This is a genomic window from Shewanella corallii (genome assembly GCF_023349125.1).
In the GTDB taxonomy this organism is placed as follows: domain Bacteria; phylum Pseudomonadota; class Gammaproteobacteria; order Enterobacterales; family Shewanellaceae; genus Shewanella; species Shewanella corallii.
This window is the reverse complement of the sequence record NZ_JAKIKT010000001.1, coordinates 595,692-618,728: the sequence shown is the minus strand read 5'-3', so window position 1 is coordinate 618,728 and position 23,037 is coordinate 595,692. Positions and strand designations below refer to the sequence as shown.

The 23,037-nt window shown below is 50.9% G+C and carries 28 protein-coding genes and 1 riboswitch; of the genes, 10 read left to right on the top strand and 18 right to left on the bottom strand.

The window, feature by feature from the left end:
• Positions 1 to 60: 60 nt before the first annotated feature.
• A complete protein-coding gene (locus tag L2725_RS02710) occupies positions 61 to 588 on the bottom strand; it encodes a thioredoxin family protein (RefSeq protein WP_249247522.1) in 528 nt (175 codons plus the stop codon).
• A gap of 34 nt (positions 589 to 622) precedes the next feature.
• Positions 623 to 1,162, bottom strand: a complete 540-nt coding sequence (locus L2725_RS02705; RefSeq protein ID WP_249247521.1) for a thioredoxin family protein — start codon at positions 1,160 to 1,162, stop codon at positions 623 to 625.
• A 103-nt stretch (positions 1,163 to 1,265) separates the two neighbouring features.
• Here L2725_RS02705 and L2725_RS02700 point away from each other — a divergent pair, with 103 nt between their 5' ends.
• Positions 1,266 to 2,771, top strand: coding sequence for a S10 family peptidase (locus tag L2725_RS02700; protein ID WP_249247520.1), 1,506 nt, complete (start codon positions 1,266 to 1,268; stop codon positions 2,769 to 2,771).
• A gap of 54 nt (positions 2,772 to 2,825) precedes the next feature.
• A complete protein-coding gene (locus tag L2725_RS02695) occupies positions 2,826 to 3,398 on the top strand; it encodes a LysE family translocator (protein ID WP_428985264.1) in 573 nt (190 codons plus the stop codon).
• A gap of 61 nt (positions 3,399 to 3,459) precedes the next feature.
• Here L2725_RS02695 and L2725_RS02690 read toward each other — a convergent pair whose 3' ends face one another.
• Positions 3,460 to 3,780: a DUF3144 domain-containing protein gene (locus L2725_RS02690; RefSeq protein ID WP_249247519.1), complete on the bottom strand. Its 321-nt coding sequence runs from the start codon at positions 3,778 to 3,780 to the stop codon at positions 3,460 to 3,462.
• Positions 3,781 to 3,900: 120 nt separating this feature from the next.
• On the opposite strand from L2725_RS02690, the gene L2725_RS02685 reads away from it, so the two are divergent.
• On the top strand, positions 3,901 to 4,224 hold the full coding sequence (locus tag L2725_RS02685) for a DUF2956 domain-containing protein (protein ID WP_249247517.1): 324 nt from the start codon (positions 3,901 to 3,903) through the stop codon (positions 4,222 to 4,224).
• A gap of 16 nt (positions 4,225 to 4,240) precedes the next feature.
• Here L2725_RS02685 and L2725_RS02680 read toward each other — a convergent pair whose 3' ends face one another.
• Positions 4,241 to 4,534 (bottom strand): winged helix-turn-helix domain-containing protein, encoded by a 294-nt coding sequence (locus L2725_RS02680; RefSeq protein ID WP_115135477.1) that lies wholly within the window; start codon positions 4,532 to 4,534, stop codon positions 4,241 to 4,243.
• 124 nt (positions 4,535 to 4,658) lie between these two features.
• Between L2725_RS02680 and L2725_RS02675 the strand changes: the two genes are divergently transcribed.
• The 3 genes from L2725_RS02675 to L2725_RS02665 are packed head-to-tail and all read left to right on the top strand — an operon-like array spanning position 4,659 to position 7,284.
• Positions 4,659 to 5,198, top strand: coding sequence for a PH domain-containing protein (locus tag L2725_RS02675; RefSeq protein WP_249247516.1), 540 nt, complete (start codon positions 4,659 to 4,661; stop codon positions 5,196 to 5,198).
• Positions 5,191 to 6,687, top strand: coding sequence for a PH domain-containing protein (locus L2725_RS02670; protein WP_249247514.1), 1,497 nt, complete (start codon positions 5,191 to 5,193; stop codon positions 6,685 to 6,687). Before L2725_RS02675 ends, L2725_RS02670 begins: the two co-directional genes overlap by 8 nt.
• Before the next feature lie 57 nt (positions 6,688 to 6,744).
• On the top strand, positions 6,745 to 7,284 hold the full coding sequence (locus L2725_RS02665) for a DUF924 family protein (RefSeq protein WP_428985263.1): 540 nt from the start codon (positions 6,745 to 6,747) through the stop codon (positions 7,282 to 7,284).
• Here L2725_RS02665 and L2725_RS02660 read toward each other — a convergent pair.
• From L2725_RS02660 to L2725_RS02640, 5 genes are all read right to left on the bottom strand, one after another.
• Complete coding sequence (locus tag L2725_RS02660; protein WP_249247513.1) at positions 7,273 to 7,719, bottom strand: hypothetical protein; 447 nt, start codon at positions 7,717 to 7,719, stop codon at positions 7,273 to 7,275. The genes L2725_RS02665 and L2725_RS02660 overlap by 12 nt on opposite strands.
• 52 nt (positions 7,720 to 7,771) lie before the next feature.
• Positions 7,772 to 8,782, bottom strand: a complete 1,011-nt coding sequence (locus L2725_RS02655; protein WP_249247512.1) for an adenosine deaminase — start codon at positions 8,780 to 8,782, stop codon at positions 7,772 to 7,774.
• A gap of 84 nt (positions 8,783 to 8,866) precedes the next feature.
• Positions 8,867 to 8,966, bottom strand: a riboswitch (purine riboswitch).
• Between the two features lie 111 nt (positions 8,967 to 9,077).
• Positions 9,078 to 10,163, bottom strand: coding sequence for a DUF4331 family protein (locus tag L2725_RS02650; protein ID WP_249247511.1), 1,086 nt, complete (start codon positions 10,161 to 10,163; stop codon positions 9,078 to 9,080).
• Positions 10,164 to 10,187: 24 nt separating this feature from the next.
• Complete coding sequence (locus L2725_RS02645) at positions 10,188 to 10,733, bottom strand: cytochrome P460 family protein (RefSeq protein WP_249247510.1); 546 nt, start codon at positions 10,731 to 10,733, stop codon at positions 10,188 to 10,190.
• Complete coding sequence (locus L2725_RS02640; protein ID WP_249247509.1) at positions 10,730 to 11,362, bottom strand: cytochrome P460 family protein; 633 nt, start codon at positions 11,360 to 11,362, stop codon at positions 10,730 to 10,732. The genes L2725_RS02645 and L2725_RS02640 overlap by 4 nt, the downstream gene beginning before the upstream one ends.
• A gap of 128 nt (positions 11,363 to 11,490) precedes the next feature.
• Between L2725_RS02640 and L2725_RS02635 the strand changes: the two genes are divergently transcribed.
• The gene (locus L2725_RS02635) at positions 11,491 to 12,387 is read left to right on the top strand and encodes an AraC family transcriptional regulator (protein ID WP_283164192.1); all 897 of its coding nucleotides are present in this window, start codon (positions 11,491 to 11,493) and stop codon (positions 12,385 to 12,387) included.
• Between the two features lie 16 nt (positions 12,388 to 12,403).
• The gene (locus L2725_RS02630) at positions 12,404 to 12,751 is read left to right on the top strand and encodes a DUF1801 domain-containing protein (protein WP_249247507.1); all 348 of its coding nucleotides are present in this window, start codon (positions 12,404 to 12,406) and stop codon (positions 12,749 to 12,751) included.
• On the opposite strand, the gene L2725_RS02625 is transcribed toward L2725_RS02630, so the two are convergent.
• Positions 12,744 to 13,184, bottom strand: a complete 441-nt coding sequence (locus L2725_RS02625) for a universal stress protein (RefSeq protein ID WP_248934308.1) — start codon at positions 13,182 to 13,184, stop codon at positions 12,744 to 12,746. The genes L2725_RS02630 and L2725_RS02625 overlap by 8 nt on opposite strands.
• Positions 13,185 to 13,327: 143 nt before the next feature.
• Positions 13,328 to 13,711, bottom strand: coding sequence for a SpoIIAA family protein (locus tag L2725_RS02620; RefSeq protein ID WP_249247506.1), 384 nt, complete (start codon positions 13,709 to 13,711; stop codon positions 13,328 to 13,330).
• A 209-nt stretch (positions 13,712 to 13,920) separates the two neighbouring features.
• On the opposite strand from L2725_RS02620, the gene L2725_RS02615 reads away from it, so the two are divergent.
• Both L2725_RS02615 and L2725_RS02610 read left to right on the top strand, forming a co-directional pair.
• Positions 13,921 to 15,345: a coniferyl aldehyde dehydrogenase gene (locus tag L2725_RS02615; RefSeq protein WP_249247504.1), complete on the top strand. Its 1,425-nt coding sequence runs from the start codon at positions 13,921 to 13,923 to the stop codon at positions 15,343 to 15,345.
• A 10-nt stretch (positions 15,346 to 15,355) separates the two neighbouring features.
• A complete protein-coding gene (locus tag L2725_RS02610; RefSeq protein ID WP_249247503.1) occupies positions 15,356 to 15,934 on the top strand; it encodes a TetR/AcrR family transcriptional regulator in 579 nt (192 codons plus the stop codon).
• A 58-nt stretch (positions 15,935 to 15,992) separates the two neighbouring features.
• Here the strand turns inward: L2725_RS02610 and L2725_RS02605 are convergent, their stop codons facing one another.
• From L2725_RS02605 to L2725_RS02575, 7 genes are all read right to left on the bottom strand, one after another.
• Complete coding sequence (locus L2725_RS02605; RefSeq protein WP_249247501.1) at positions 15,993 to 16,769, bottom strand: CsgG/HfaB family protein; 777 nt, start codon at positions 16,767 to 16,769, stop codon at positions 15,993 to 15,995.
• A 2-nt stretch (positions 16,770 to 16,771) separates the two neighbouring features.
• Positions 16,772 to 17,185, bottom strand: coding sequence for a curli assembly protein CsgF (locus L2725_RS02600; protein ID WP_115135493.1), 414 nt, complete (start codon positions 17,183 to 17,185; stop codon positions 16,772 to 16,774).
• 39 nt (positions 17,186 to 17,224) lie between these two features.
• Positions 17,225 to 17,614: a curli production assembly/transport protein CsgE gene (locus L2725_RS02595; protein ID WP_249247500.1), complete on the bottom strand. Its 390-nt coding sequence runs from the start codon at positions 17,612 to 17,614 to the stop codon at positions 17,225 to 17,227.
• A gap of 169 nt (positions 17,615 to 17,783) precedes the next feature.
• A complete protein-coding gene (gene iadA / locus L2725_RS02590) occupies positions 17,784 to 18,941 on the bottom strand; it encodes a beta-aspartyl-peptidase (RefSeq protein ID WP_249247498.1) in 1,158 nt (385 codons plus the stop codon).
• A 92-nt stretch (positions 18,942 to 19,033) separates the two neighbouring features.
• Positions 19,034 to 20,374, bottom strand: a complete 1,341-nt coding sequence (locus L2725_RS02585; protein ID WP_249247497.1) for a sensor histidine kinase — start codon at positions 20,372 to 20,374, stop codon at positions 19,034 to 19,036.
• A 28-nt stretch (positions 20,375 to 20,402) separates the two neighbouring features.
• Positions 20,403 to 21,764: a sigma-54-dependent transcriptional regulator gene (locus tag L2725_RS02580; RefSeq protein WP_249247496.1), complete on the bottom strand. Its 1,362-nt coding sequence runs from the start codon at positions 21,762 to 21,764 to the stop codon at positions 20,403 to 20,405.
• A 57-nt stretch (positions 21,765 to 21,821) separates the two neighbouring features.
• Entirely contained in the window at positions 21,822 to 23,030 is a 1,209-nt protein-coding gene (locus L2725_RS02575) for an FtsX-like permease family protein (protein ID WP_249247495.1), read from the bottom strand.
• Positions 23,031 to 23,037 lie beyond the last annotated feature (7 nt).

Genomic DNA, 23,037 nt, shown 5'->3' with positions numbered 1-23,037 from the left:
GCGCTACATTCGTATCACAATGAAACACTATGGATATGACAGATGCAATCCGCTGTATGGCTAATTTGCGTTCAAGGCGCCGATAAATGCCTTCATATTCAGTTCTCTGGGCATAGCTATACCGGCTGGATGAGTGGGAGTGTAGATTTTGGTGAAGGGAATACCGATTGCGCCCTGCTGACGCAAATAGCGGTCGGCGATCGGGTGAGGCTCGGACATTTCCGCCTGCATCAGCACAATATGGCTGCCCTCCAGTGCCTCTACCACAGACTCACGGTGCAGGACTTCAGCATCATTCTTCCGGCAAATCGCGCACCATTTGGCGGTAACACTGACCACGACCGTTTTGCCATCAGCCACCAGCGCCGGGATCTGTTCCGGCTCAAGGGATGACCACACCAATCTTTCCCAGGCGGTGTAATCTTCACCCCGGTTAACAAAGTTCACTACTGTGCCCACTCCCAGAGTGAACACCGCGAGCATGATGATAAGCACCAGAGGAACCGGCCTGCCCCTGAGTCGCTGCAGGACCAACAGAACAAGCGCCAGCGCAAACAGTCCAACCAATCCCCAACCCGCTAATTCCATTCGATTCTGTCCCGATGTTTAAAATAGCCGGAGCTTAACCCTGGCTATTGGCTGCCAACGCCGCCATAAAGTTGTGGAAGGTCAGTTCAGCCGGTAGTTCCATTCCCTCGGGGTGGGCCGGACTGAAGATAATATTGTAGGGCACGCTGGCTATCCCACGTTGAGTCAGATACTGCTCCGCCACTGGATGAGGTTTGGTCATGTCCGCCAGCATTAACACAATATTATCAGCCTCCAACGCCTCAACCACAGGCTCACGACGCAACACCTCTATGGTATTCTTACGGCAGGCGAAACACCAATCGGCGGTCACATCTATCACCACGGTTTTGCCCTGTGCGACCAGAGCATCAATTCGCTGTGGCTGCAACTCCTGCCACTGTAATCTCTGCCAGGCCGTATAGTCCTCACCGCGATTAACAAAATTAGCCACCAAGCCAAAGCTCAGGGTGAATAATCCGAGCATTATCAGGGCAAACACAGGGATCTGCTTACCCCGAATTTTTTGCCATACCAACAAGCACAGGAGAATGGAAAATATTGCGGTGAGCGCCCAGCTCATGTTTGCCATCATGGAGTTGTCCTTAAGTTTCCTTACATTGCTGAAATTGCGAGCAACCTGGCATCACTGTATCCTGCGCTGCTGAAACAACAATTAAAACCCTACGGATAATGCAATGATAAAGCTAACAAAAGCGTCTTTACTCGGCGCCACATTGCTGCTCAGCCCAGTAGCATTGGCCAATGACGAGTATCAGCCAAAGTCGTCATACGAAGCCCCTGTGTCCACAGATCATCAGGTCAAAATCAACGGCGATAAAGTCAGATACCGGGCCATTGCCGGTGAAACCCTGCTGAAAGACACCAAAGAAAAAGATTGGGCAGGTATCTATTCTGTCAGTTACCTGCGCACCGATGTGAAAAACAGCGAAAACCGTCCTGTGACCTTTGTGTTCAACGGCGGCCCGGGCAGCGCCTCTGTCTGGCTGCACCTGGGCATCTACGGTCCAAAGCGCGTAGTGGTTCCGGGCGATGCCAAAGATGACGGTTCAGCTCCCTTTACTCTGGTCGACAACGAATACTCTCTGCTGGATGTATCCGATCTGGTGTTTATCGACCCTGTAGGCACAGGCTACAGCCGTCCTATGGGTGAATATGAGGGCAAAGACTTTTGGGGCGTCAATGAAGATGCCAAGGTGCTGGCTGAGTTCATCCGGGTCTGGCTGAATGACAATGGCCGCTGGAACAGCCCCAAATATCTGGCTGGTGAAAGCTATGGTACCGCCCGCGCGGCAGCACTGGTCAACCAACTACAGGGCGGCTGGACGGATATTGCTGTCAACGGAGTGATGTTGATCTCCTCCATTCTCGACTTCAGCCACGCCAGATACCAACCCGGTAATCACCAACCTTATATCGGCTTTTTGCCCACCATGGCAGCAACCGCCTTTTACCACGGTAAAGTCAGCGCATCAGACAAAGCCAGGGGACTGGAGCAATTTGTTGAAGCTTCACGCCAGTTTGCCCTTAATGACTATGCGCTGGCTCTGCTGGCAGGCAATCGCTTGAGTGATGCAAAATATGCGGAAGTACGCCGTGAGCTGGCACGCTTTACCGGTCTTGATGAAGCTTATCTGGACAGGGTCAATCTGAGAGTCAGTGGCCCACGCTTCTCCAAGCAGCTGCTGAGAGACCAGGATATGACTGTTGGTCGTCTCGACTCCAGATACAAGGGGGTGGACTATGACAGTGGCGGTGAGTACTCAGACGGAGATCCGTCCGGCTATGGCATTGACGCTGCCTACACGGCAGCCATTAACCACTACCTGAGAAGTGAACTGGGTGTAACCACTTCCCGCCGCTTTAATGTGCTGTCAGGTGATGTCTACCGCAACTGGAACTGGGATATGGACAGAGGCCAGCCAAAGTATGTTAATGTCGCCCCTTACCTTGGCAAAGCTCAGCGTGAGAACAAAGACTTCCGCATCTATATAGCCAATGGTTACTATGATCTGGCCACTCCTTTTTTCGCCACAGAGAACACCATCGCCGACAATGGCATAGATGCAGACAGGGTTGAAATGCACTACTACCCTTCGGGCCACATGATGTATGTCGAGCCTGAGTCCCTGGCGAAACAGGCGGACGATCTGCGCCGTTTTTATCAAATATCAGAGGACTGATTCTTGGAACTGACAGCCTGGCTGAGCCTGCTTTCTATCTGTATCCTGGGCGCCATGTCGCCCGGCCCCAGTCTGGCAATAGTGATCCGCCACACTTTGGGTGGCGGCGCGCTGAAAGGCATAGTTTGCGCCTGGGCCCACGCATTGGGGATCGGGATTTACGCCCTGATCACCCTTCTGGGGCTGGCAGTGCTCCTTAAACAGGCACCTTTGCTGTTTAATGGTATTGCATTGGCGGGGGCAGCTTATCTGGCCTGGCTGGGTTGGCAGGCGCTGAACGCCAAAGGCGGAGTGCAGGACAAGCTTGATTCCGGTAAGCAAGCCAGCTGGCTGACTGCCGCCCGTGATGGTTTGGCTATCTCGCTGTTTAATCCTAAGATACTGCTGTTCTTTCTGGCGCTGTTCAGCCAGTTTGTCAAAGCCGCAGACACTGTCAGTGGTCAGGCCTTAATCGTACTGACGCCACTGCTGATGGACGGCCTTTGGTACACCTTGGTGGCATTGATGTTATCCCACCCCAGAGTGCTGCCAAAACTCAGAGCCAATGCCCAGCTGATTGATAGATTGTCGGGAATCGTACTGATACTGCTGGCCTGCAGAGTTGTCTATACCACCTTGTGGAGTTGACTCTCACAGGCACATAAAAAAACGCCATCAATTGATGGCGTTTTTTATTGCTTTGCAGTGATTAGCCTTTGAAAATCTGCACTGAGTCGTCCTGAGTAGCCTCTTCAGTTTGAGTCACTGGCGGATTGGCAATATGGTCATCCAGGTTGTCGCTCAACATCTCTTTGAACTCACTGGAAAACCACTCCAGCGCATTGTCTTTTTCAGCGGCCAGATCCGCAGACTTTATCGCGGCTTCAAAGGCGTTGAAACGGGCGGCGGCAAAACGCAGCGCAGTACCGACCTTACCAACATCCTGCTCTTCCTGTGCCAGTTCATTGGCCAGTGCGATAAATTGGTCAGCCAGTTGGTACAGGCTATTGCCGTTTGCTTGCTCAGACATCTGCGGATAACTCCTCTAACATTCAATTGCCCGCATCATACCTCAATTTACGTCCATGTTAACCCGCAAAAGCAGTGAGCGTGATATAGTCGGCGGCAATTCCCACCGATAGTGCCAGCAATGAAAAACAACGTGTCAGAAGAAACCCGCAACGAAGCTATGCGTGTTGCCAAAGCCACCCAGAAACCGGGACAGACCAAAGAGCAAACCAAGCTGATTGCACAGGGAATTGAGAAAGGGATTGCGGAATATAAGAAGCAGCAGAAGGTCAAAGCCAGAGAAAGGGATAAAGCCAGGAAACAGCAACAGAAAGCCAAAACCTCCGCTGTTAACGAGGTTCAACAGCCAACAGACGACTCCGCCCCTGGGCTCGCCTGGCTGCCCTGGGCTTTGCTGGCATTGAGCTGGCTTGGGTTTATCTCACTCTATGTGATGACTCACTAACCCAAGCTAATTGGATTCAGGATGAAGCCAATAGCGATGCCATATATGGAAGCCGTTGTGCTATCCAGTCAGACTGGATTGGGCCCCAGTCATCAATCTGATAATAGCCGGCATTATTTCTGACGCCGCTTTGCACAAAACTCACCTCAATGCCGACATCACCAAATGCCGCAATGGCATCCTGCAATGTGCGCCTGGGCATACCCGTGACCTTTTGCAAAGACAACAAATTGTGTTGCTCGCGCCCAATCAGATAGGCCAAATATAGTTTCCGTAGAAACGCCTTATGCTGCTTGCTGACATTTTCCATTCCATATGCCTTTTATTCGTCCCGATAAATCAATATGTTTACATTTGTAAACAAGCCATGGTGTGTCACCTATGGCCATTGTTATAGTGATGCTCTATGAGCAACTTTTAGTCAGGAATACATCATGAGCTGCCGCTACGCGCAAAGCCGTAGACAACTTCCTCCCAGTCAGTGGACGCCACTTGATCGCCAACCTCTGACATTTGTCGGCGATGCCTATGTCACCATGGTCTCCTGGGTTTCCAGTTTAGGTGTACTACTGGTATTCAGCGTCGTTTCCGCGCTACTTTACCTTCGTGCCACCATCACTTCGCCCCAGTTAATCATGCTGATAAGCCTGATGTTTTTTATAGGCGTCTTATTCATCATAGTGATACATCTGCAAGCAAAACAACTCCAATATGCCGTTTTTCCGTATGAATTTATGATCCGCAAAGGACTTTTCTGGCGTTCAACCATTGCTATGCCTTACACCAGGCTGCAACATGTCAGCCTTGAACAAAACCCAGTGGAACGCAAATTCAAACTATTCACATTAAAGTGTTTCAGTGCCGGTAGTGGCAGTGCCGAAATCGAGCTGCCAGGGCTCAGCACTCAGGTTGCTGAGCAACTCAGGCAGCATTTACTGAAACAGGCCTCTGGAGGACACGAGCCAAATGAGTGAGCTCAAGTCCTGGTCCCGACTCTCCCCCTGGGCAATCATCAACTATGTATTTAAAAGTGCCATCGAACTGCTAAGTAATGGCTTCGCAGTCATCCCCATTGTAGTTACAGGCTGGAAAGCCGGATTCGACTCCCCCTGGATCCCCGTTGCCATAGCCGCTGGGTTACTCTTGATTCTGGGTTATGCGCTAATCCAGTGGCTCAAGTTTCGCTACCGCTTGTCCGATGACAAATTAAATGTCCGTTCCGGTGCCCTGTTTACCAAACGTCAGGAGCTACCACTGGACAAGATCCAAAATGTACGACTTGAACAGCCCTTTTACTATCGTCCTTTCGGGCTGTGTACTCTGGTGGTGGAATCTGCCGGTTCCAAGGAAGATGAGGTCGAGTTAGCGGCCATTGCCAGAGAGCAAGCTCAGCAGATGAAGCAACATTTGCTGAGGCTGGGAAAAGGAGACGGCCAAGAGATAAGTATCTCGACCGACCTGAGCCTCGACAAAGATCACGAAGGAGAATTACTGGTCGTCAGGGATGCCAAAGCCCTTTGTTTATTTGGGCTTTATAGTAATAACCTGATTTGGGCAGCCGCTATTTTAGGCCCGTTATCCGGCACGCTGGAATGGAGCGTCTGGGTGGATATGGTGCAACACAACGCTCTGGTAGAAGGCTTTAACCACCAAGGTTTGATACTGCAGATTTTGCTGGCCACTGTGCTTTTGCTGGTACTGGCGGTGCTGATAACCGGAGTTAATGTGCTGGCGACTATACTCAAGTACTACCCCTTTCGTCTTACGAGAACGGCATCAACCATGCAACGCTCCGGTGGCGTCATTTCCCACCAGCAAGATGGCTTGCCGATGCGTAGAGTACAGATACTGGAGGCATCACAACCCTTCATCGCCCGATTGTTGGGACTCTGGACTGTGGTATTCAGACAGGTTCAGGGCCAGGAGGTCGAAAAAGTTGTCGACAAGTCCCTGCTGACACCCTCGCTTAAGCCCTTTGAAGTGAACCAGCTTATAGACCGGACTTTTCCTTTTTCAGAAACAGACAACAAGCTGCCTTCCCGATATTTACCCATCCACACTGACTGGCTTTGGCGACGCCTGCCATTGCCTTTTATTATTCCCATACTCAACTCTTTCAGTTTGGGCGCCAATCCATTCACCTTGACCCTTTGGTTGGGGGCAACCCTGGCATCCGTGGTTATCTGGCTCAGGTACAGAAGGTGGGGATATCGCCTGGGGAAAGAGGTGGTGTGGCAACATACAGGAGTGATAGGCCGCAACTGGAAACGTATTCCTCTGGGTAAAGTTCAGCATGTCTGTATCCGCCAGACGCCGGGACAGAGACGTAAACATCTTGCGAATTTGCAACTCGGGCTGGCCAGTGGCACAGTAAGTCTGCCCTCAATCCCTTTGCGCCATGCGCGTTTGATCGCAGAGAAGGTGCTTAAGCACACGCGAACTGACCACAGCAATTGGATTTAGTGCAGCAATCCAACCCTGAGTAAGGCGTAACAGCCAGCCGAGGAGCCAGCTATGTCAATGAGTCCTGAAAGTGTGCTGACGTTTTGGTTTGAAGAGATAGAGCAAAAATCCTGGTGGGTGAAAGACCCGGCATTTGATCAACTGGTCGCAGAAAGGTTTGGCTGTATCATTGAGCCAGCCAAAAAAGGGGAACTCTACCACTGGCGTTCCACCCCCAAAGGCAGGCTGGCAGAAATTATCGTGCTGGATCAGTTTTCCCGGAACGTCTACCGTGATTCGCCCATGGCATTTGAAGCGGATACCATGGCGCTGGCACTGGCCCAGGAAGCTGTGTCACACCATGCAGAAGAGGAGCTTTCTCAAGCACAGATTCAGTTCCTTTACATGCCCTATATGCACAGTGAATCCAGAGTCATTCATGAGGTAGCTGTGACCCTGTTCAGCAGAGACGCGGTAAAAGACAATCTGCCCTTCGAACTGAGGCACAAAGAGATTATCGACAGGTTTGGACGTTACCCCCACAGAAATAAGATTCTGGGCCGTAAGTCCACACCTGAAGAGGTGGAGTTTCTCAAGCAGCCCGGTTCATCTTTCTAAAGCTTGCTGTTCAGAGTTATCCTCACTGGCTGGGCATTCAGCTGGCAAAGTGTCATCAAAGCCCACTAATCGACGCAACTGAATAACCTCATCATAGTCAGCGGCAAATCCGTCGCTGGCTTTGCCGACCGCCTCCCCCACAAATTCAATGTAAACTGCAGGATAAGGCTCACCTCTGGTAAGCCGGAGTTCATTCACACGGCTCTTTAGCCTATCGAAACCAACATCCGTCTGGGCCAGGCTCAGCCAGTAATATTGACCGGCTGAGTTACAAGGGGCGAATTCGCTCACTTCGGCACCACTGGTGTAAATACCACGCCACACCGTCGGCGCCGCCGGATGAGTTTGATATTGACCTTCAGCAGCCTTCGGGTCTGTCACTATGGGCTGAATACCGTTATCAACAACACAGCCCTGCAAACTGAAGGATATCAAAACGAGTAACGCCCCTCGGCATAAAAACATAGCGCTTCCCTGCATGGTTATCCTACTGCGCAAAAGCCAGCATATAAGCCCTGACTCTGGCTACCATGGCAATCTTTTCAGCTTCATCCACAAAACTCGCCTCGATGGCATTCAGAGTAAACTGTGCCAGCTCATCTTTGGTCAGCGGCAGCGCATCGGCAATGGCATTGAAGTTGTCCGTCATATAGCCACCAAAATAAGCCGGATCATCAGAGTTCACCGTCACGCAAAGACCACGGCGCAGTAACAGGGCGATATTGTGCTCCTGCATCTGCGCAAACACCTTGAGCTTGGTGTTAGACAATGGACACACGGTCAACGGCATGCGAGTTTGCGCAAGTTCATCCATCAGGCTTTCATCCTGTGCACAGGCTACACCGTGGTCGACCCGGCTGACTTTGAGTAAAGACAGGGTATCGCGGATATTCTGGGGGGTACCCTCTTCGCCGGCATGAGCCACAGTCAAAAAGCCCTCCTCCAGTGCTTTGGCAAATACCTGCTCAAACTTCTGAGGTGGATGCCCCAGCTCAGATGAATCCAGCCCAACCCCAACTATCTTATCTTTGTACGGCAAAGCCATCTCCAGAGTGGTAAATGCCGCCTCTTCAGACAAATGACGCAGGAAGCACATGATTAACTGACTGCTGATCCCCAACTCCTGCTCACCCTTAACCAGAGCCCCGTGAATACCATTAATGACAGTCTCAAACGAAACCCCTCTGTCGGTGTGAGTCTGCGGATCGAAGAAGATCTCCGTGTGCATCACATTGTCATCCTGACAGCGCAGCAGGTAAGCCCAAGTCAGGTCGAAAAAGTCCTGTTCATGCAGCAGCACATTGGCACCCTGATAATAGATATCCAGAAATGACTGCAGATTATGGAACTGGTACGCATTACGCACAGCTTCAGGGGAGTCAAAAGGGATCTGTACCTGATTGCGCTGTGCAAACTCAAACATCAGCTCAGGCTCAAGGGTGCCTTCGATGTGCAGGTGGAGTTCTACCTTGGGTAAACCGGCGATAAAGTCTTGCATAGATTCTCTCAATATCGTTTTACGTTAGAAGAAAGATATGAGGTGAAGCTCTGGTACCAAATAGATTGAAAATACAAAGAGCGGGCGGTTCACCTCACTCTTCGTAATCTGGAGTTTATGGTTCCAGGTAGAGACCCCCGTACCGGATTAACGGGGTTATACGAAGTAAGCTGCCAAGAGTTGTCTCCATAGGCAAGCTTTGCGCGAATTTTTCCATAAAGCACTTTAATGGGCAACCATGACTTTTATCGAATTGAAAATGCCGATGACTAAGCCATCGGCATTGATATCCAACTCACATCGAGTCAGGGTTAATCGGTACTACGTAGGGAAAGGTTTGAGGATGGCGGTCAAATGTATTGGCGTTGTCAGTAATCTCCCTTCCCACCAGAATACTCAAGACTGCATCCATCGCATCATCGGCAGGGTTTCTGCCATTGATTGACTCAAAACTGTACTTCGCTTTTGAGCCGACCTGATAAGGGATCATGTCAGGCAACATCATTTTGGCCACCTTATCTGCGTAAGCAACAGGCAAAGCCATTTTTCCATCCAGAACCACTGCTCTTAAGGTCACGCCTGACACGGCATATTCCCGGGAAGCATCTGAGTCAGGACGATGATGAACATGCTCGGCAATTTCCATCTTATTATTTGCCATAAACATATGCGTCGTCAGCGGATTAGCCAATCGGTTCACCTGAACCCAGGTATCTTTTAAGTACATAGCGCTGGAAGCATAGGTGTATATCTTGCCAGGCAAGATGCTGTTGGGCACTTCAATCAGAATCACACTACTCTGAAAGTCTTTAAACAGATCGACCCCCTTATCAAACGCAGAAAGATCAAATTGCCCCTGGCCCAGCAACTTACCCATAAACCCGAGAATCCCTTCAGAGTTGCCCACAAATGTATCCCGGGCAGCGCCAGTCCAAACCTTGATGCCATTGCCAAAGACTTTGGTTGTTCCAACCTTGGCCTTACCGAAAGTGTTACCTTTGACACCAATAGCTGCATTGGCGCCTTCAGCCATCCCAAAACTCCACTCATCTCCCTGCAGCGAAGCCGTTATTGTGATTCCCTCCAACCCGGCAGCTTTATCAAATGCAATATGAAAACTGTATACCCCGTTTTCACCAAACCCAGGCTTGCCATCTCTGGCAGTGGCAGGATTCACATTCATCATAAAACTGGTGTAATTGGGTTGCTCCGAATCAAATACAAACAGGTCAGTGATATCAAATTGAGGGTATTGACGGGACAAATCACTTTCGAAGTGATGGCTGGCCAGAGAAGGGGCCACAACGGTCAGGCACACAAGGAGCGCACTGACGGCTTTGATACCAAAACCATTAAACAATCTCTGCATATTAGCGGTCATAGTTTCCTCCTGTTTATGCAAGCCTTACTTGCCGCTCAAATCAACAGAGAGCAAAGTCGGATAGCCCTGGGTATAGATCCAATCCTTGTCCTTTACCGGTACATGGCATCCCAGACAGTCCTGCTTATAGTTAGCGGACTGATTACCCTGAACACCTGGCTTAAACAGGGCCCATCCCCAACCTTCTCCCCAACTCGGGTTGTCGGCAAAGCGGTTTTTGCTGTCTTTCACCATCACAAACCACTGCTTTACGTCTGTGATGCTGTAACTCACATCTTTACCCGTGGTGAAGTCACCACTTGCCGCGGGACGAAGCTCTTTTACCACCACGGTGCCATCAGGGAAGGTGCCAGACTGACGATATACTTCGACACCTTTGCGGTCGGCATAAACATCATGAAAGCCAGAAGCATCACCTTCAGGCACAAACCAGGATCCCAGATGCACCATATCCAGCCGGAAGTTTTCCGGCATGCTGATCTCCCCCTTGCCGTCGACCACTGGCGACAATTCACCGGCCAATACAGGCGTTGCTGCCAACAAAGCCACTAATGCAATTTTTCTCATCATTTGCCTCCCCTGGGCTCTACATAGCTGTTATTCAGTTTGTCTTCATAACCACCGCTGGCCGCTTTGCCCTTACCTTTACCGGCTCTCAATACCGGATAGTATTGGGTAAACACAAAGTCATCAGCCGCCGCTGATTCATGGCAGGCATTGCAAGCTGCCGCCGGGAATGGTTTGGCTGTCTTGCTCAAATTCTTGTGGGTCACATCTGAGAAGGAGTAGTAAGCCCAGTTGCCCGGTTCGTTGGGGAAATGTTTCTTGCTCTTGATGGTAGCTTCCAACCCGAGGAACTCTCCCTGAAAATACCCCTGACCGCTGACCGCATTTTTACTGCCCACACTTACCAGTTCTTTGATAAGAATGGTGCCATCTCGAAACTCGCCGTTTTTTTTCCAGTGCTTCCAGCTCTTGGGGTCAATGTACACATTGTGGTGCTCGGGAAATGCCGCCTTGCCATTATTCATATCATTAGGTGTCACCGGCGTACCGACGTATACCCACTCGCGGTAACCGGTCGGCCGCTCGAGCTCACCATTCTTGATACTGTAGTATTCATCGGCCAATACTCCGCCGCTGAGCCCCAGGCCAAGCAGCAAGCCTCCCAGCTTTAACGCACGATAAGTTGTATTCATCACTCTTCCTCGATATTGTTTTTACATTGCGTTAACAACTATAAACAGTGTGGATATTCAACTTGACCTCCGAAGCACGCATAAAACACTCCGAAACAATCAATCCTCAACAAAACAGCCTGGATGTTATGGGGGATATGTTTGATGTCCTGAAACTCAGAGGCAGCATATTTTTCCATTCCAGCCTGGCCGCCCCATGGGGAATGAGTTTGCCTGCGATTAAAGCTCCCAGGTTCCATATCTCCATGGAGGGGAACTTCGTCGTGGGGAGTGGCGAGCAGGTGCGTGATGTCAGTGAGATGAATATTGCACTGCTGCCCCAAGGGGGGCAGCATTGGATTGCCGATATGGAAGGCAGAGAGTTGGCAGAAAGTGAAGCAGTCATAGATGCCTGTAAACTACATGCACCTTTATTTCAGCATGGTGAAGTCACCAACAGAGTGATATGCGGAATGGTGGAGTACGAAGAGCTACTGAGTCACCCCATGTTGGAAGCGATGCCGGAGATTTTGGTCGCCCGTGATATTTCCCATGATGAGCCTCTGTGGCAAACCGTGAGCCTGATAGATGCAGAGATCCGTGCAACTGGCAATCTTCGCAGCCCTATCATAGACAGGCTTTCTGAAATCCTGTTTATCCTGCTTGCGCATCGTTGTATGAAAAGGGACCCTTCACCTTCAGGCTTTGTGGCGGCGCTACGAAACCCCAGGCTGAGTCAGGTACTGGCCCATATTCACAGAGACGCTGCCGCTCCCTGGACCCTCTCCTCTCTTGCTGCCACTGCCAATATGTCTGCCGCCACCCTGGTTAGGCATTTTAATACTGAACTGGGGATGTCTCCTATTCAGTATGTCACTCAATGGCGACTGAATAAGGCTTTCCAGCTTATTCAACATTCACGCTTACCCTTGGATTTAGTCGCTGACAAAGTAGGATTTGCCACGGGAAAAAGCCTGAGCCGCGCCTTTATCCGTCAGTTTGGCTTTCCACCGGGGGACCTGCGCAAGCCCAAACCTGAGCAATAGAAAACAGGAGTAAAAGATGTCTGAATTTGAGATCAATGCCTGGCTGCATAAGGTACCCGCTCCACAGCTGACAACCGTCAACAGCCTGAGGCACAGGATTCTTGGGCTGGGCGATGACATAAAAGAGGAATTTAAATGGGGACGCCCCTGCTACAGCAACAGCCGGGGGCCTTTCTGTTATCTGGCATCAGCCAAAGATCATGCAACACTGGGGTTTGAACAGGGAGCAGGCTTATCTGATCCGGAAGGACTGCTTGAGGGCGAAGGCAAGTTGATGCGGCATATTAAATTCAGTGGCTCACTCAGCCACGACTCACCGTCAGTCGTGGCTTTGCTTGAGCAAGCCTATAAGCTGACTATTTAACTATCAGCACCGGGCATTCAGCTTTTTGAGCCACCTTTTCGGCGACATTATCGTGCCAAAAGTGAGATAAACCTGTGCGCCCGTGGCTGGCCATCACAATCATCCCTATATCGCCCTGCCCCGCCTCTTTAACGATCTGCTCGGCAATATTGTTCTCTTCACAGCGGCGAACCAGAGTTTCAACCTTCAGGTCAGTGTTCAGGCCTGCCAGCAGTTTCTGCATCTCCTGGGCAGCAGCCGCTTCCATACTCTGCATCAGCTCTTCCGGCGTAATCACCAGCACCTGGAAGTTTTCATCGCCCGAGAGCTGTTCGACAACATGCAGGACCCTGAGCCCAACATTATAAAGATTCGCCATTTCAACAGCATAGGAAAGAGCATGGGAAGCAGTCTCAGAAAAATCAGTAGGCCATAAAATATTGCGGGTACGCATAATTAACTCTCCTGTTTGTTGCCCTGACAGTCAACCGGGGAGCCTGAGGGCAGAAATTTTCCAGCTTATCCCTACCTTTATACCCGGGCTTCCCAACCCGAGGTTAGCACAGCATATTGCGCGAATTATGACAGAAAGGTGAACTAATCCTTCAGCCAAACTATCGCATCAAATTGAGTCACAAAGAACTTCACGTCTGCCGGCGTAAACCAGTCTGCAATCTTTGTCAGCCACTCCTGAGCAGTAGAGTTACCCACCACAGCAATCTTTTCAAAGTGCTTACCATGTTTGATACCCAGCTTGAGATCATCCCACATGGCTCTGGCTTCCCAACCTTCCAACTCGGTCACATCACATACCGCATAAATATCCGGGTCTTCCACTCCAGCGATAGCCGACTCCAGCATGGGCACCATACGTTGATAATCTTCATGAGTTAACTTCCCTACCGCCTTGAAGGTCAGAAAAAAATCATCATCACCGATTCGCTCAACACCCACAGAAATACCATGACGCTTGATACTCATATTCCCTCCTAAATGGCAATGCTCTGACTGGCACCTTCCTGCCCTGATGACGTCTGGTCAGGAATTTACCTTTCGATTTCAGTGTAAGTCTGACACCAGAATGCAGACGTGACACAGATCACGCAAGCGCAAAATTTGCACTAAGGCATCAGCTCACGTAGGATTAGACCGACTAATCAGTCGGTTTGAGTATCACAGGGAGAAACACAATGAATATGGCCATTAATGAGCAACATATAAGCGATCTGGACAAGCTCCTTACGAGTCAGCGTCAGGCTTACCAAAGTCAACCCTATGCTGATACTGCAACCCGTATTCAGTGGCTGAAGAAATTGAAGCAGGCTTTGCTGTCCCACCAGGCGGAAATCACCGAAGCCCTGAGCCAGGATTATGGTCATCGCAGTGCGGATGACACCATGCTGTCTGACATTATGCCGGTCATCAACAACATCAATTACAGCATTAAAAACCTGAAGCGTTGGATGAAACCCAGCCGTCGTCACGCAGGTCTTATGTTGGCTCCAGCCAGCGTAAAAGTGCATTACCAACCATTGGGGGTAGTAGGCATTATTGTTCCCTGGAATTTCCCCGTCATGTTGTCTCTTGGCCCACTGACCACAGCACTGGCTGCGGGTAATAGAGCCATGCTTAAGATGTCCGAGTTCACTCCGGCTACCAATGCGGCAGTACGTAGGATGCTGGCTTCAGTGTTCCCGGAAGAGCAGGTTGCCATCGTCGAAGGTGAAGCCGATATAGCCGCAGCCTTTTCTGCACTGCCTTTTGACCATCTGCTGTTTACCGGCTCCACAGTTGTTGGCCGACATGTTATGCGTGCCGCAGCAGACAATCTGACACCTGTCACGCTGGAGCTGGGAGGTAAATCACCTGTGATTATTGCTCCCGATATTCCTATGTCGGATGCGGTAGAACGTATGATTTACGGCAAATGCCTGAATGCCGGACAAATCTGCGTTGCTCCCGACTATGTACTCTGCCCGAATGATCGCATTGATGAGTTCGTCGCCGCCTACCAACAGAAATTTATGTCTATGTACGGCGAAGTCGCCAATAACCCGGACTACGGCAATGTGGTCAATGACCGCCAGTACCAAAGGCTGCTGGAGCTACTGGATGATGCCACTGCCAAAGGTGCCACGGTTCACAGTGCTTCAGGCGAAGCGGTCAACCCGGATAGTCGCAAACTGGCTACTCAGGTACTGACTGGCGTCACTCAGGATATGCGTCTGATGCAGGAAGAGATATTCGGCCCTCTGCTGCCAGTGATCGGCTATCAAAATCTCGAACAGGCGATCAGCTTTATCAACGAAAGACCTCGCCCTCTGGCCCTGTATCTGATGAGTTTCGATTCAGCGACCCAGCAAACCGTCCTCAATCAAACCCATTCAGGTGGCGTCTGTATCAATGAAACCGTGTTCCACGTGGCGGCGGACGATGCTCCCTTCGGAGGCATAGGCCCATCAGGTATGGGACACTATCATGGCAAGGAGGGTTTCCTGCAGTTCAGCCACGCCAGAACCGTGCTGGCCCGGGGTAAGTTAAATACCGGGAAATTGGTCCACCCTCCCTATGGCAATTGGCTGCAAAGGATGCTGGTAAACTTCTTTGTGCGTTGAGGAGGTAAAGATGCGCACAGATAAAAAACAGGCGATTCTTGATGCGGCCTTAACTCTGTTTACCGAGCAGGGCTACCATGCCACCTCAACAGCATCCATCGCCAAAGCGGCAGGGGTAGCTACCGGTACTCTGTTTCATCACTTTGCCAGTAAAGATGCTTTGCTTGCCGAACTCTTTCTGACGGTAAAACAGGAGCTGGCGGTAGAAATGCAGGCAGGACTTAAGTCTGAGTCCGGTTTGCGGCATAACGCCCATCATGTTTGGCAAACCGGGATGGAATGGGCACTCGATAATCCACAGAAGCAACTGTTCTTCCAGCAGTTTTGTATGTCTCCAGCGTTGTCACCTGAGATACGCAAGATGGCTATGGAGGAGGTTTTGGGATTTTTGGGGGACCTGTTGCTACAGGGTCAGCAAGCCGGTGAGATAGCAGACTTCCCGGCAGACTTGATGCTGGAGAACTGCCATGGCCAGTTTTTGGCTGCCACCCGCTTTTTTCTGGACAACCCCGCACGCTGGCAACAGCATCACTATCAGGATGCTGCCTTCCAGCAGTTTTGGCAGTCAATCACGCCAATTCACAACTGACAGCATTTCAAAACAAAAAAGCCCGCAAATTTAGCGGGCTTTTTGCTGCAAAATACCATCAGCTGCCGTTTCTGACCAGTTCCTGATCTGGGCGCCAGAACCCTTTGGATATCCCCTGCTGGATAAGTTCAGACACCGCCAGCTCAATCGCTGACAACACGCAAAACTGCACGGGTTCATTAGTGGTAAAGCCCACCTCGGCTTCTGCCAACTCCTTAAAGCTGATATAGCGGAACAAACCGGCACGCATCTCCTGAGAGTAAACCCGCTTGGTGGTGGAAACAGACATCATCACTTTGCCGGTAAATACATCCACGGCTCTCAAGTAGATGGTAACCTGATCTTCGCGAAACAGCTCAGACGCAGAAATACCATAGTAGCCAAGGCCACTGCCGCCAGTGTTGATATTAGTTTCGTAGGCGATAATCCCGCCTTCAATCAGAAGCCTGGCGTCTGTCAGCGCAGGCAGTTCGTCTTTGCCTTTACTCTTGTTGGTAATCTTGCGCTCTGTCAGCAGATTTTGCAGCCCTTCCCGTTCCACCGGAGTGAACCAGCCGGACTCCAACAAGGTTTGCACCAGCATAGAGGTCGCACCCTGAGTGACCGCAGTAGAAAAGGAGGACACATTGGCCTGAGGTTTGTACTGACCGGTTTGATCCCTGAAAGAGTACACAGCTACCGGAATCGTACTCCTGGGGATTGGCATAGCCTTGATAGACTTCATAGTGTCACTGACCGGATTGACCTCTGCCTCGGTGAGATTCACATCCGGTTTAGGGAAAAGGCTACATCCTCCCAACAGCAACAGGATGGCGGATATAAACAACTTCTTCATGGTTAGCCCCCTCCTGGTGTATCAACTTCAATCACAGTGACCTCACCGGTTTCAATATTGGTGATGGTAATGGTGACACCGGAAGCCGTAGGGGTTATCTGAATCTCATGTTGTCCAGTGTTGTAATAGCCCTCAGTCAACTCGCCATCTGCGACATTGCGGGTGATGGTATTGATAATGTTACGCTCAAGGGACTCCCGAAATCGGGTTTCAAAGTCTTTGTCATCAGCAGCTTCCGTATGCTTATTTTGGGCATTGGCCTTATTCAGCAAGAAGGTGCCATTAAGTGGGTTTCCACCAAAGGTAGGGTTAATTGGTGTATAAACCAGTTCTGTCGCCCCGGAGGAAGCGCAGAAAGCCAGGCTTAGTCCCACCAGCACAGGCCGCCACCCGGTTAGCTTTGCTTTATTTATCATCTTTATTTTCCCAATCCTTGGCCCAATACAGCGGGGAAATCACTGTCCCCCGGCCGCCAATTCACCGGACAATGCCTCGGCCTGAATATGAGCCAGATAATCCACGGTTCTCAGTACTGCTTCTTCAGCGCGCTCTTTAACGGGAGAGGCGCGTCGACCAAAGTGAGTCACATAGATAAGCGTGCCGTTGATCTCGACGGTCAACTTGGTTCCGGCTTGAGGGAAAACTGTCTCTGTCAGGGTCACATTTGCTCCCTGAGTAAAGGTCAAATCCCGCCAGTAGCCCGAATAATAAAAGGCAAAATCTTTACCAAACCGTGTCAGGGTTCGGTCAATTACCAATCCACTAATTTCTATGTCGTCACTGGCCCGGGAAACCGGAGCAATCAGCAGCAGAATTACCAGTATCAGAGTTTTGCAGACATACATCTTTCACCCAACCAGAGTCCAGTTCCGTGACAATTGACCACGAAATCCGATACGAACGAAGTTTTAATCTAGCAATACCGACTCAGCAAAGCACCAGAACAGAAACAAAATAGCCCGACTGGGTAGGTCGGGCTATTTCATATACTACTTTGGGGTAAGATTAATGAGCTTAAAAAGTGCCCCTGACGATAGGCTGTCCTTCAGCGACCAGCTGGCGACCACGACTCCAAACAGATTGAATGACAAACTCTTTATTCAACAACACCATATCGGCATCACTGTTAACCTCAATCACGCCTTTTCCCTTAAGTTTCATCGTCCTGGCGGCATTGCGGGTAAACATGGGCAAGACATCACCCAGTGACATTTTGGCCTTAAGACAATCCGTCAGCGCTTCAAACAGACTGCCTACCCGTCCCACTTCCAGTGAGACCAACTCTCCTTTGTCATTGAATACAGGCAGGCTGGCATTACCATCAGAGCTGAGACTGATATTGTCAGCAGAGACTCCGGCCTCAATCGCCTGACGAATAGCATCCACAACAGGCACTTCACCACTGGCAAGACAGGACTCATTGGTAGACGTCGTAAAATCAATCATGCCGCCAGCTTTGGCAAAGGTGATACCTTCATCAAGCACCTTTTGGCTGCGGTTGATATGGGTCGGATAAAACTGAGTCAGAGGTATATCTGACAGCTCCGCCACCTCATGCAGGATGTTAAGCCCGGTTTTGCCATCGCCCACATGCACAAATACAATCCCGGCCTTGCCCGACAACATACCTCCTACACGGCACTGGGCAGCCACTCTGGCCAACTCGCTGGCAGACAGTTGCGAACCTCTGTGATCGGCAATGGCTATCTCACCGACACCGATCACCTCATCCACCAGCATCAGGTCACGCTCGATATCCCCGGTCAGGGTTTTCACCGGAAAGGCGTAGGAGCCTGTGTAACAGTAAACATTCAAGCCTTCGTTTTTCAGCCCCTTAGCCTTGGCCAACAGATCTTCCAGTGTACGGCTGACAGAATCGGTGCCCAGACAGCCAACCAGAGTTGTCACCCCATATATGCTGGCTTCGGTAAACTCCATCGCTGGCGTCCGCGTGTGAAAGCCGCCCTCTCCGCCACCACCTGTAATATGGACCAGTGGATCCACCAGTCCGGGGATCAAGATCATATCTGAGCCATCAAGGACCTCCACCTGCTCACCCTGAATATTAAGGTTTTTACCTATTGCCAATACCTTGCCTGCGGCAAACAGCAAGTCCTGACGTCCCATGGGCTCAGGGGAATAAAGGTCAACGTTACGGATAAGGGTAATCATGGAGAGCTTCCGTTTTAAGTCACCGCAATGCGGCTGAGGGCTAATTTGAGCCCAACATTAGCGAAAGCCAATAAAAGCGACAAGCAAGGGGCTTATTGAGTGTGACGCTTGTCCTGTTGTTGTGAAGCCGCCATCTCTGCTGGCAGCCAGATGTTCACGCTCAGTCCGCCACCGTCCCGGTTGTGCAGACTTATCTGACCGTCGTGGGCTTCGACGATTTCACGGCAAAGAGACAAGCCAATACCGGAGCCGGAGCGTTTGGTAGAGTAGAAAGGCAACAGGGCCTGTCGCAGTACATCGGCACTCATCCCTGAGCCCCTGTCGCTGACACTGATACGCACACCGGATTTGCTCTCTCTGTGTTCAGACTCCAGCAACATACAGATGTCATCATTGGCAGAGCCTGATTCGTGAGCATTTTTCAGCAGGTTCAGCAGCACCTGCTCCAACTGAATACGGTCAAACCACCCAGGATATTCGGGTAAAGCTCCCTCCAGTTTGAAACTGTATTGAGCAGCAAGCTGCGCCAGAAATGGGCTCCACTCTACCGTTTCCTGGCTCGGCAGAGGCATTTTGGCAAAGCGGGTATAGTTGAAAATAAACTGGCTCAGGTGGGCTGTTCTGTCCTCAATTGTGTTGAAGATAAGGTCCAGCTTGGGTTCATGATAGTCACGGCAGATGAGTTTGCCCGAATTCACCATAGAACTGATGGGCGCCAGGGAATTATTCAGCTCATGGCCAATCACACGAATGATTTTCTTCCAGACACTGACCTCCTGACGACTCAATTCCCGGGTCATCTGCTTGAGCAACAACAGGTGATGACGCTGACCATTAAGCTGAAAGCGTCCACGGCTCAGATGCCAGGTCTGTACTTCCCCATCGCCAACAGAAAACAAACCATCAGTGCCTGACTGCAGAGCGTTATGAAACTCAGCCGGCAGGCGTACTTCAAGCTCAGACAACATCAAACCATTAATCATCTGGCCCTGGTTCAACAGATGACGGGCAGCGTCATTGGAGTAGATCACCCTGTTGTTGTCATCCAACAGCAGCATCACGTTGGGGGAACTGTGGATCACCTTGTCCAGCAACAACTCCCGCTGGTAGATATACTGACGCTCCTGCCTCAGCCTGGCCGCGGCTTCATTGAACAGGATGGAAAGATTACGTAGCTGGCCAGTTCCGGTTTCGGGGACACGCACGCTGAAGTCATTATCTTTAAAATTTAACAGCCCTGTTTCCAGGCTAGCCAGGCTGGTATACAGCTGACGGGTCAGTAATCTTGCGGCCAGCCCTGCAACCACACAGGCGATAACCAATGCCGCCAATATCGCCCCGGCGTCCAGCCATTGCCACATCCAGATACCCAGAGCAGTCCCCAACAAAGAGCAGGCAACACATACCCCGGTGAGTCGCAAAGCCAGTGTCATTCCTGTCCCCCAAAAAGCCTTTGCTTCATCAGCGGGCAATCCCCAGCTTATCCATTCGACGGTAAAGCGCCTGCCTGCTTAGCCCCAAAGATTTGGCAACATGAGCCACCACCCCATTGTGAGCCGCCAGAGCATCTTCAATATCAGCGCGTGAGATCTTTTTAGCAGGGTGAGAGGAAGCCGTTGGTGCATTAGTCTGCCCAGCCTCCATAACTTGCCCCGTCAACCCAAAGTCCTGCGCCTCCAGTCTGGCAGACTTTGCCAACAGCACCGCACGCTTACAGGCATTTTCCAACTCTCGCACATTACCCGGCCAGGCGTGCGCCAACAGTGCGGCCCTGGCGTTGGGGCTGATACTGAAATCCGGGCCGATAAAATAGCTGACCAGCGCCGGAATATCATCCTGTCGCTCAGCCAGTGGTGGCAGAACAAGTTCAATCACATTGAGTCGATAAAATAGATCTTCCCGGAATCGGCCTTCGGCAATATCTTCAGTCAGGTTGGCATTGGTAGCACTGATCACCCTCACCTTCACTTTTCGGGTCTGGTGACTGCCAAGGCGCTCAAACTCGCCGGTTTGCAGTACCCTGAGCAGCTTTATCTGCCCCGACAAGGGCAAATTACCGATCTCATCCAGAAACAGAGTGCCACCATCAGCCGCCTCAAAACGCCCTATTCTGGCCTTGGTAGCGCCGGTAAAAGCGCCGGCTTCAGCACCAAACAGTTCTGCCTCAAGGAGATCTACCGGCAGCGCCCCTACATTGACTTTTATCAGGGGCTTATCTTTAAGCACAGAGTTGGCGTGGATAATATCCGCCAACCTGTCTTTACCGGCCCCATTGGGACCGGTAATTAACACAGGCACGTCAGATGCTGCCACCTGCACTGCCAAATCGACACAGCGCTCCATGGCGCCGGAGGCAAATATCAGGCCGCACAAATCTGCATCCCGAATTCCCTGCTGACGCTGCGTTTGTTGTCTTACCAGAGTGGAGTTCTCGCGGGATAAACGATGTAGATTTAGCAAGTTAGCGACACTGGTCAGCAGCTTGGTATCATCCCAGGGCTTACCCATATAATCGGCATGCCCGGTCTTTACCAGCTCAACTGCAGTATTCAAATCAGTCCACGCCGTCATCAAAATCAGCGGCATATTGGGGTGACAGGTGCGGATATCATAGAACAGCTGTCGCCCCTCCCCTCCCGAGGTGGTGTCCTGGGTGAAATTCATATCCTGAATCACCAGATCAACCTCCCGGGAGGAGAGCACCTCAAGGGCTTCATCCGGCCCCAGGCAGGTAACTGCCTGGTAGCCCTGAAGCTCCAGCGTCAGAGCCAGCGCCTGACAAACCGCCTGATTATCATCTACTACCAGTATGGTTTCCGTCACAGCCTCATCCACTCCTTGAATTTAAAGCCCTAAGATACAACAAGTTGGCAACATCATCTAGACAGTACGGGTGGCAATAGCCGGGGAAATCAATGCCGCTTTCCGCGCTGGCAACAACACGGCAACCGTAGTAATCACCAATAGTCCCGCGACCGTCATTGCAGGCCATTGCCAGCCCATCATAGGCAAGCTGAACAGGGTCATCAATTGACTGCCAAGTTCCATTGCCAGCAAACCTCCCAGCAAGCCTCCACTGAAACAGATTAGCCAGTTTTCCACCAGAAACATGCCCACGATATCCCGCTTGCGTGCCCCCAGGGCTCTGCGGGTGCCAATCTGCTTGGTACGACGTTGAATATTGAACATCACCATGCCTGACAATCCCAGTGACGTAATCACCAACAACAAAATGATCATTATCGACAACATACCAGCCATCACCGCATGGAAGGCATAGCTCATATCTTTCAATTCTCTGAGCGTATTGAAGTTACGAATCACCCGGTCCGGGTTCTCCGCTCTCAGAGCCTGCTTGATGGTCTCCTCCAGCGCCGGAACATCTCTGCGATCGGCCCTGACCATAAATTGGTTACTGCGGTTTTCATTCAGTTCAATATTCTGAATCACGCTGTAATCAAACTGATCACTGTCAACCCAGGCCCCCTGCAGGACTTCTACAACACCAATAATCTCAATCTGATTATCGCTGCCCTGATACATAATCTGGCCAACGGCCGACTCTTCACCAAAGACTTCTTTGGCCAAAGGCGCGCTCATCAGGGCTTTCATGCCACTGTCAGTAATACTGTGATTCAACTCATCAGCACGAAAATTTCGACCTTCGATGACATTGACACCCAGGGTGTCGACCATCTGTTCCCCCCCCAGATACCATGCAAATCCCGGCGTTGATTTGGCAGTTTCCGGGTCAGGGCCATCAATAAATCGGTCAGACCAGCCGCTGCCAGACAGGGGGAGCATATTAGTTGATGTGGCCGCCTTAATGCCGGGGATATTTCTGAGAATCTCCAGATCCCGTTTAAGCTGCTGAGGCAGGTTAACTTTCTCACCAAAGTTATACAGAGAAAATGACAGCACGCTCTGCTCTGCTATCCCAGAGCTTCTTTGCATCAGCGCCAGCCTCTCCTGAATAATAAATCCGGCATTGGCCACGATGGCAACAGACAGCACGATTTGCAGCAGCAAGAGCAATGGTCCGGTACGGCTTCGCATTAAACTGCTGAGGACGGGTTTAATGGTAAACATAGCAGTC

What these genes read in the sequence shown, in the direction of transcription:
- L2725_RS02605 (WP_249247501.1), bottom strand. Translation starts at nt 16,769, where the DNA reads ATGAAGAAGTTGTTTATATCCGCCATCCTGTTGCTGTTGGGAGGATGT.
- L2725_RS02655 (WP_249247512.1), bottom strand. Translation starts at nt 8,782, where the DNA reads ATGCAAGACTTTATCGCCGGTTTACCCAAGGTAGAACTCCACCTGCAC.
- L2725_RS02710 (WP_249247522.1), bottom strand. Translation starts at nt 588, where the DNA reads ATGGAATTAGCGGGTTGGGGATTGGTTGGACTGTTTGCGCTGGCGCTT.
- L2725_RS02705 (WP_249247521.1), bottom strand. Translation starts at nt 1,162, where the DNA reads ATGATGGCAAACATGAGCTGGGCGCTCACCGCAATATTTTCCATTCTC.
- L2725_RS02620 (WP_249247506.1), bottom strand. Translation starts at nt 13,711, where the DNA reads ATGAGTATCAAGCGTCATGGTATTTCTGTGGGTGTTGAGCGAATCGGT.
- L2725_RS02680 (WP_115135477.1), bottom strand. Translation starts at nt 4,534, where the DNA reads ATGGAAAATGTCAGCAAGCAGCATAAGGCGTTTCTACGGAAACTATAT.
- L2725_RS02640 (WP_249247509.1), bottom strand. Translation starts at nt 11,362, where the DNA reads ATGAATACAACTTATCGTGCGTTAAAGCTGGGAGGCTTGCTGCTTGGC.
- L2725_RS02575 (WP_249247495.1), bottom strand. Translation starts at nt 23,030, where the DNA reads ATGTTTACCATTAAACCCGTCCTCAGCAGTTTAATGCGAAGCCGTACC.
- L2725_RS02670 (WP_249247514.1), top strand. Translation starts at nt 5,191, where the DNA reads ATGAGTGAGCTCAAGTCCTGGTCCCGACTCTCCCCCTGGGCAATCATC.
- L2725_RS02690 (WP_249247519.1), bottom strand. Translation starts at nt 3,780, where the DNA reads ATGTCTGAGCAAGCAAACGGCAATAGCCTGTACCAACTGGCTGACCAA.
- L2725_RS02630 (WP_249247507.1), top strand. Translation starts at nt 12,404, where the DNA reads ATGTCTGAATTTGAGATCAATGCCTGGCTGCATAAGGTACCCGCTCCA.
- iadA (WP_249247498.1), bottom strand. Translation starts at nt 18,941, where the DNA reads ATGATTACCCTTATCCGTAACGTTGACCTTTATTCCCCTGAGCCCATG.
- L2725_RS02595 (WP_249247500.1), bottom strand. Translation starts at nt 17,614, where the DNA reads ATGTATGTCTGCAAAACTCTGATACTGGTAATTCTGCTGCTGATTGCT.
- L2725_RS02625 (WP_248934308.1), bottom strand. Translation starts at nt 13,184, where the DNA reads ATGCGTACCCGCAATATTTTATGGCCTACTGATTTTTCTGAGACTGCT.
- L2725_RS02700 (WP_249247520.1), top strand. Translation starts at nt 1,266, where the DNA reads ATGATAAAGCTAACAAAAGCGTCTTTACTCGGCGCCACATTGCTGCTC.
- L2725_RS02665 (WP_428985263.1), top strand. Translation starts at nt 6,745, where the DNA reads ATGAGTCCTGAAAGTGTGCTGACGTTTTGGTTTGAAGAGATAGAGCAA.
- L2725_RS02650 (WP_249247511.1), bottom strand. Translation starts at nt 10,163, where the DNA reads ATGACCGCTAATATGCAGAGATTGTTTAATGGTTTTGGTATCAAAGCC.
- L2725_RS02610 (WP_249247503.1), top strand. Translation starts at nt 15,356, where the DNA reads ATGCGCACAGATAAAAAACAGGCGATTCTTGATGCGGCCTTAACTCTG.
- L2725_RS02635 (WP_283164192.1), top strand. Translation starts at nt 11,491, where the DNA reads ATGGGGGATATGTTTGATGTCCTGAAACTCAGAGGCAGCATATTTTTC.
- L2725_RS02685 (WP_249247517.1), top strand. Translation starts at nt 3,901, where the DNA reads ATGAAAAACAACGTGTCAGAAGAAACCCGCAACGAAGCTATGCGTGTT.
- L2725_RS02675 (WP_249247516.1), top strand. Translation starts at nt 4,659, where the DNA reads ATGAGCTGCCGCTACGCGCAAAGCCGTAGACAACTTCCTCCCAGTCAG.
- L2725_RS02585 (WP_249247497.1), bottom strand. Translation starts at nt 20,374, where the DNA reads ATGACACTGGCTTTGCGACTCACCGGGGTATGTGTTGCCTGCTCTTTG.
- L2725_RS02695 (WP_428985264.1), top strand. Translation starts at nt 2,826, where the DNA reads ATGTCGCCCGGCCCCAGTCTGGCAATAGTGATCCGCCACACTTTGGGT.
- L2725_RS02615 (WP_249247504.1), top strand. Translation starts at nt 13,921, where the DNA reads ATGAATATGGCCATTAATGAGCAACATATAAGCGATCTGGACAAGCTC.
- L2725_RS02645 (WP_249247510.1), bottom strand. Translation starts at nt 10,733, where the DNA reads ATGATGAGAAAAATTGCATTAGTGGCTTTGTTGGCAGCAACGCCTGTA.
- L2725_RS02600 (WP_115135493.1), bottom strand. Translation starts at nt 17,185, where the DNA reads ATGATAAATAAAGCAAAGCTAACCGGGTGGCGGCCTGTGCTGGTGGGA.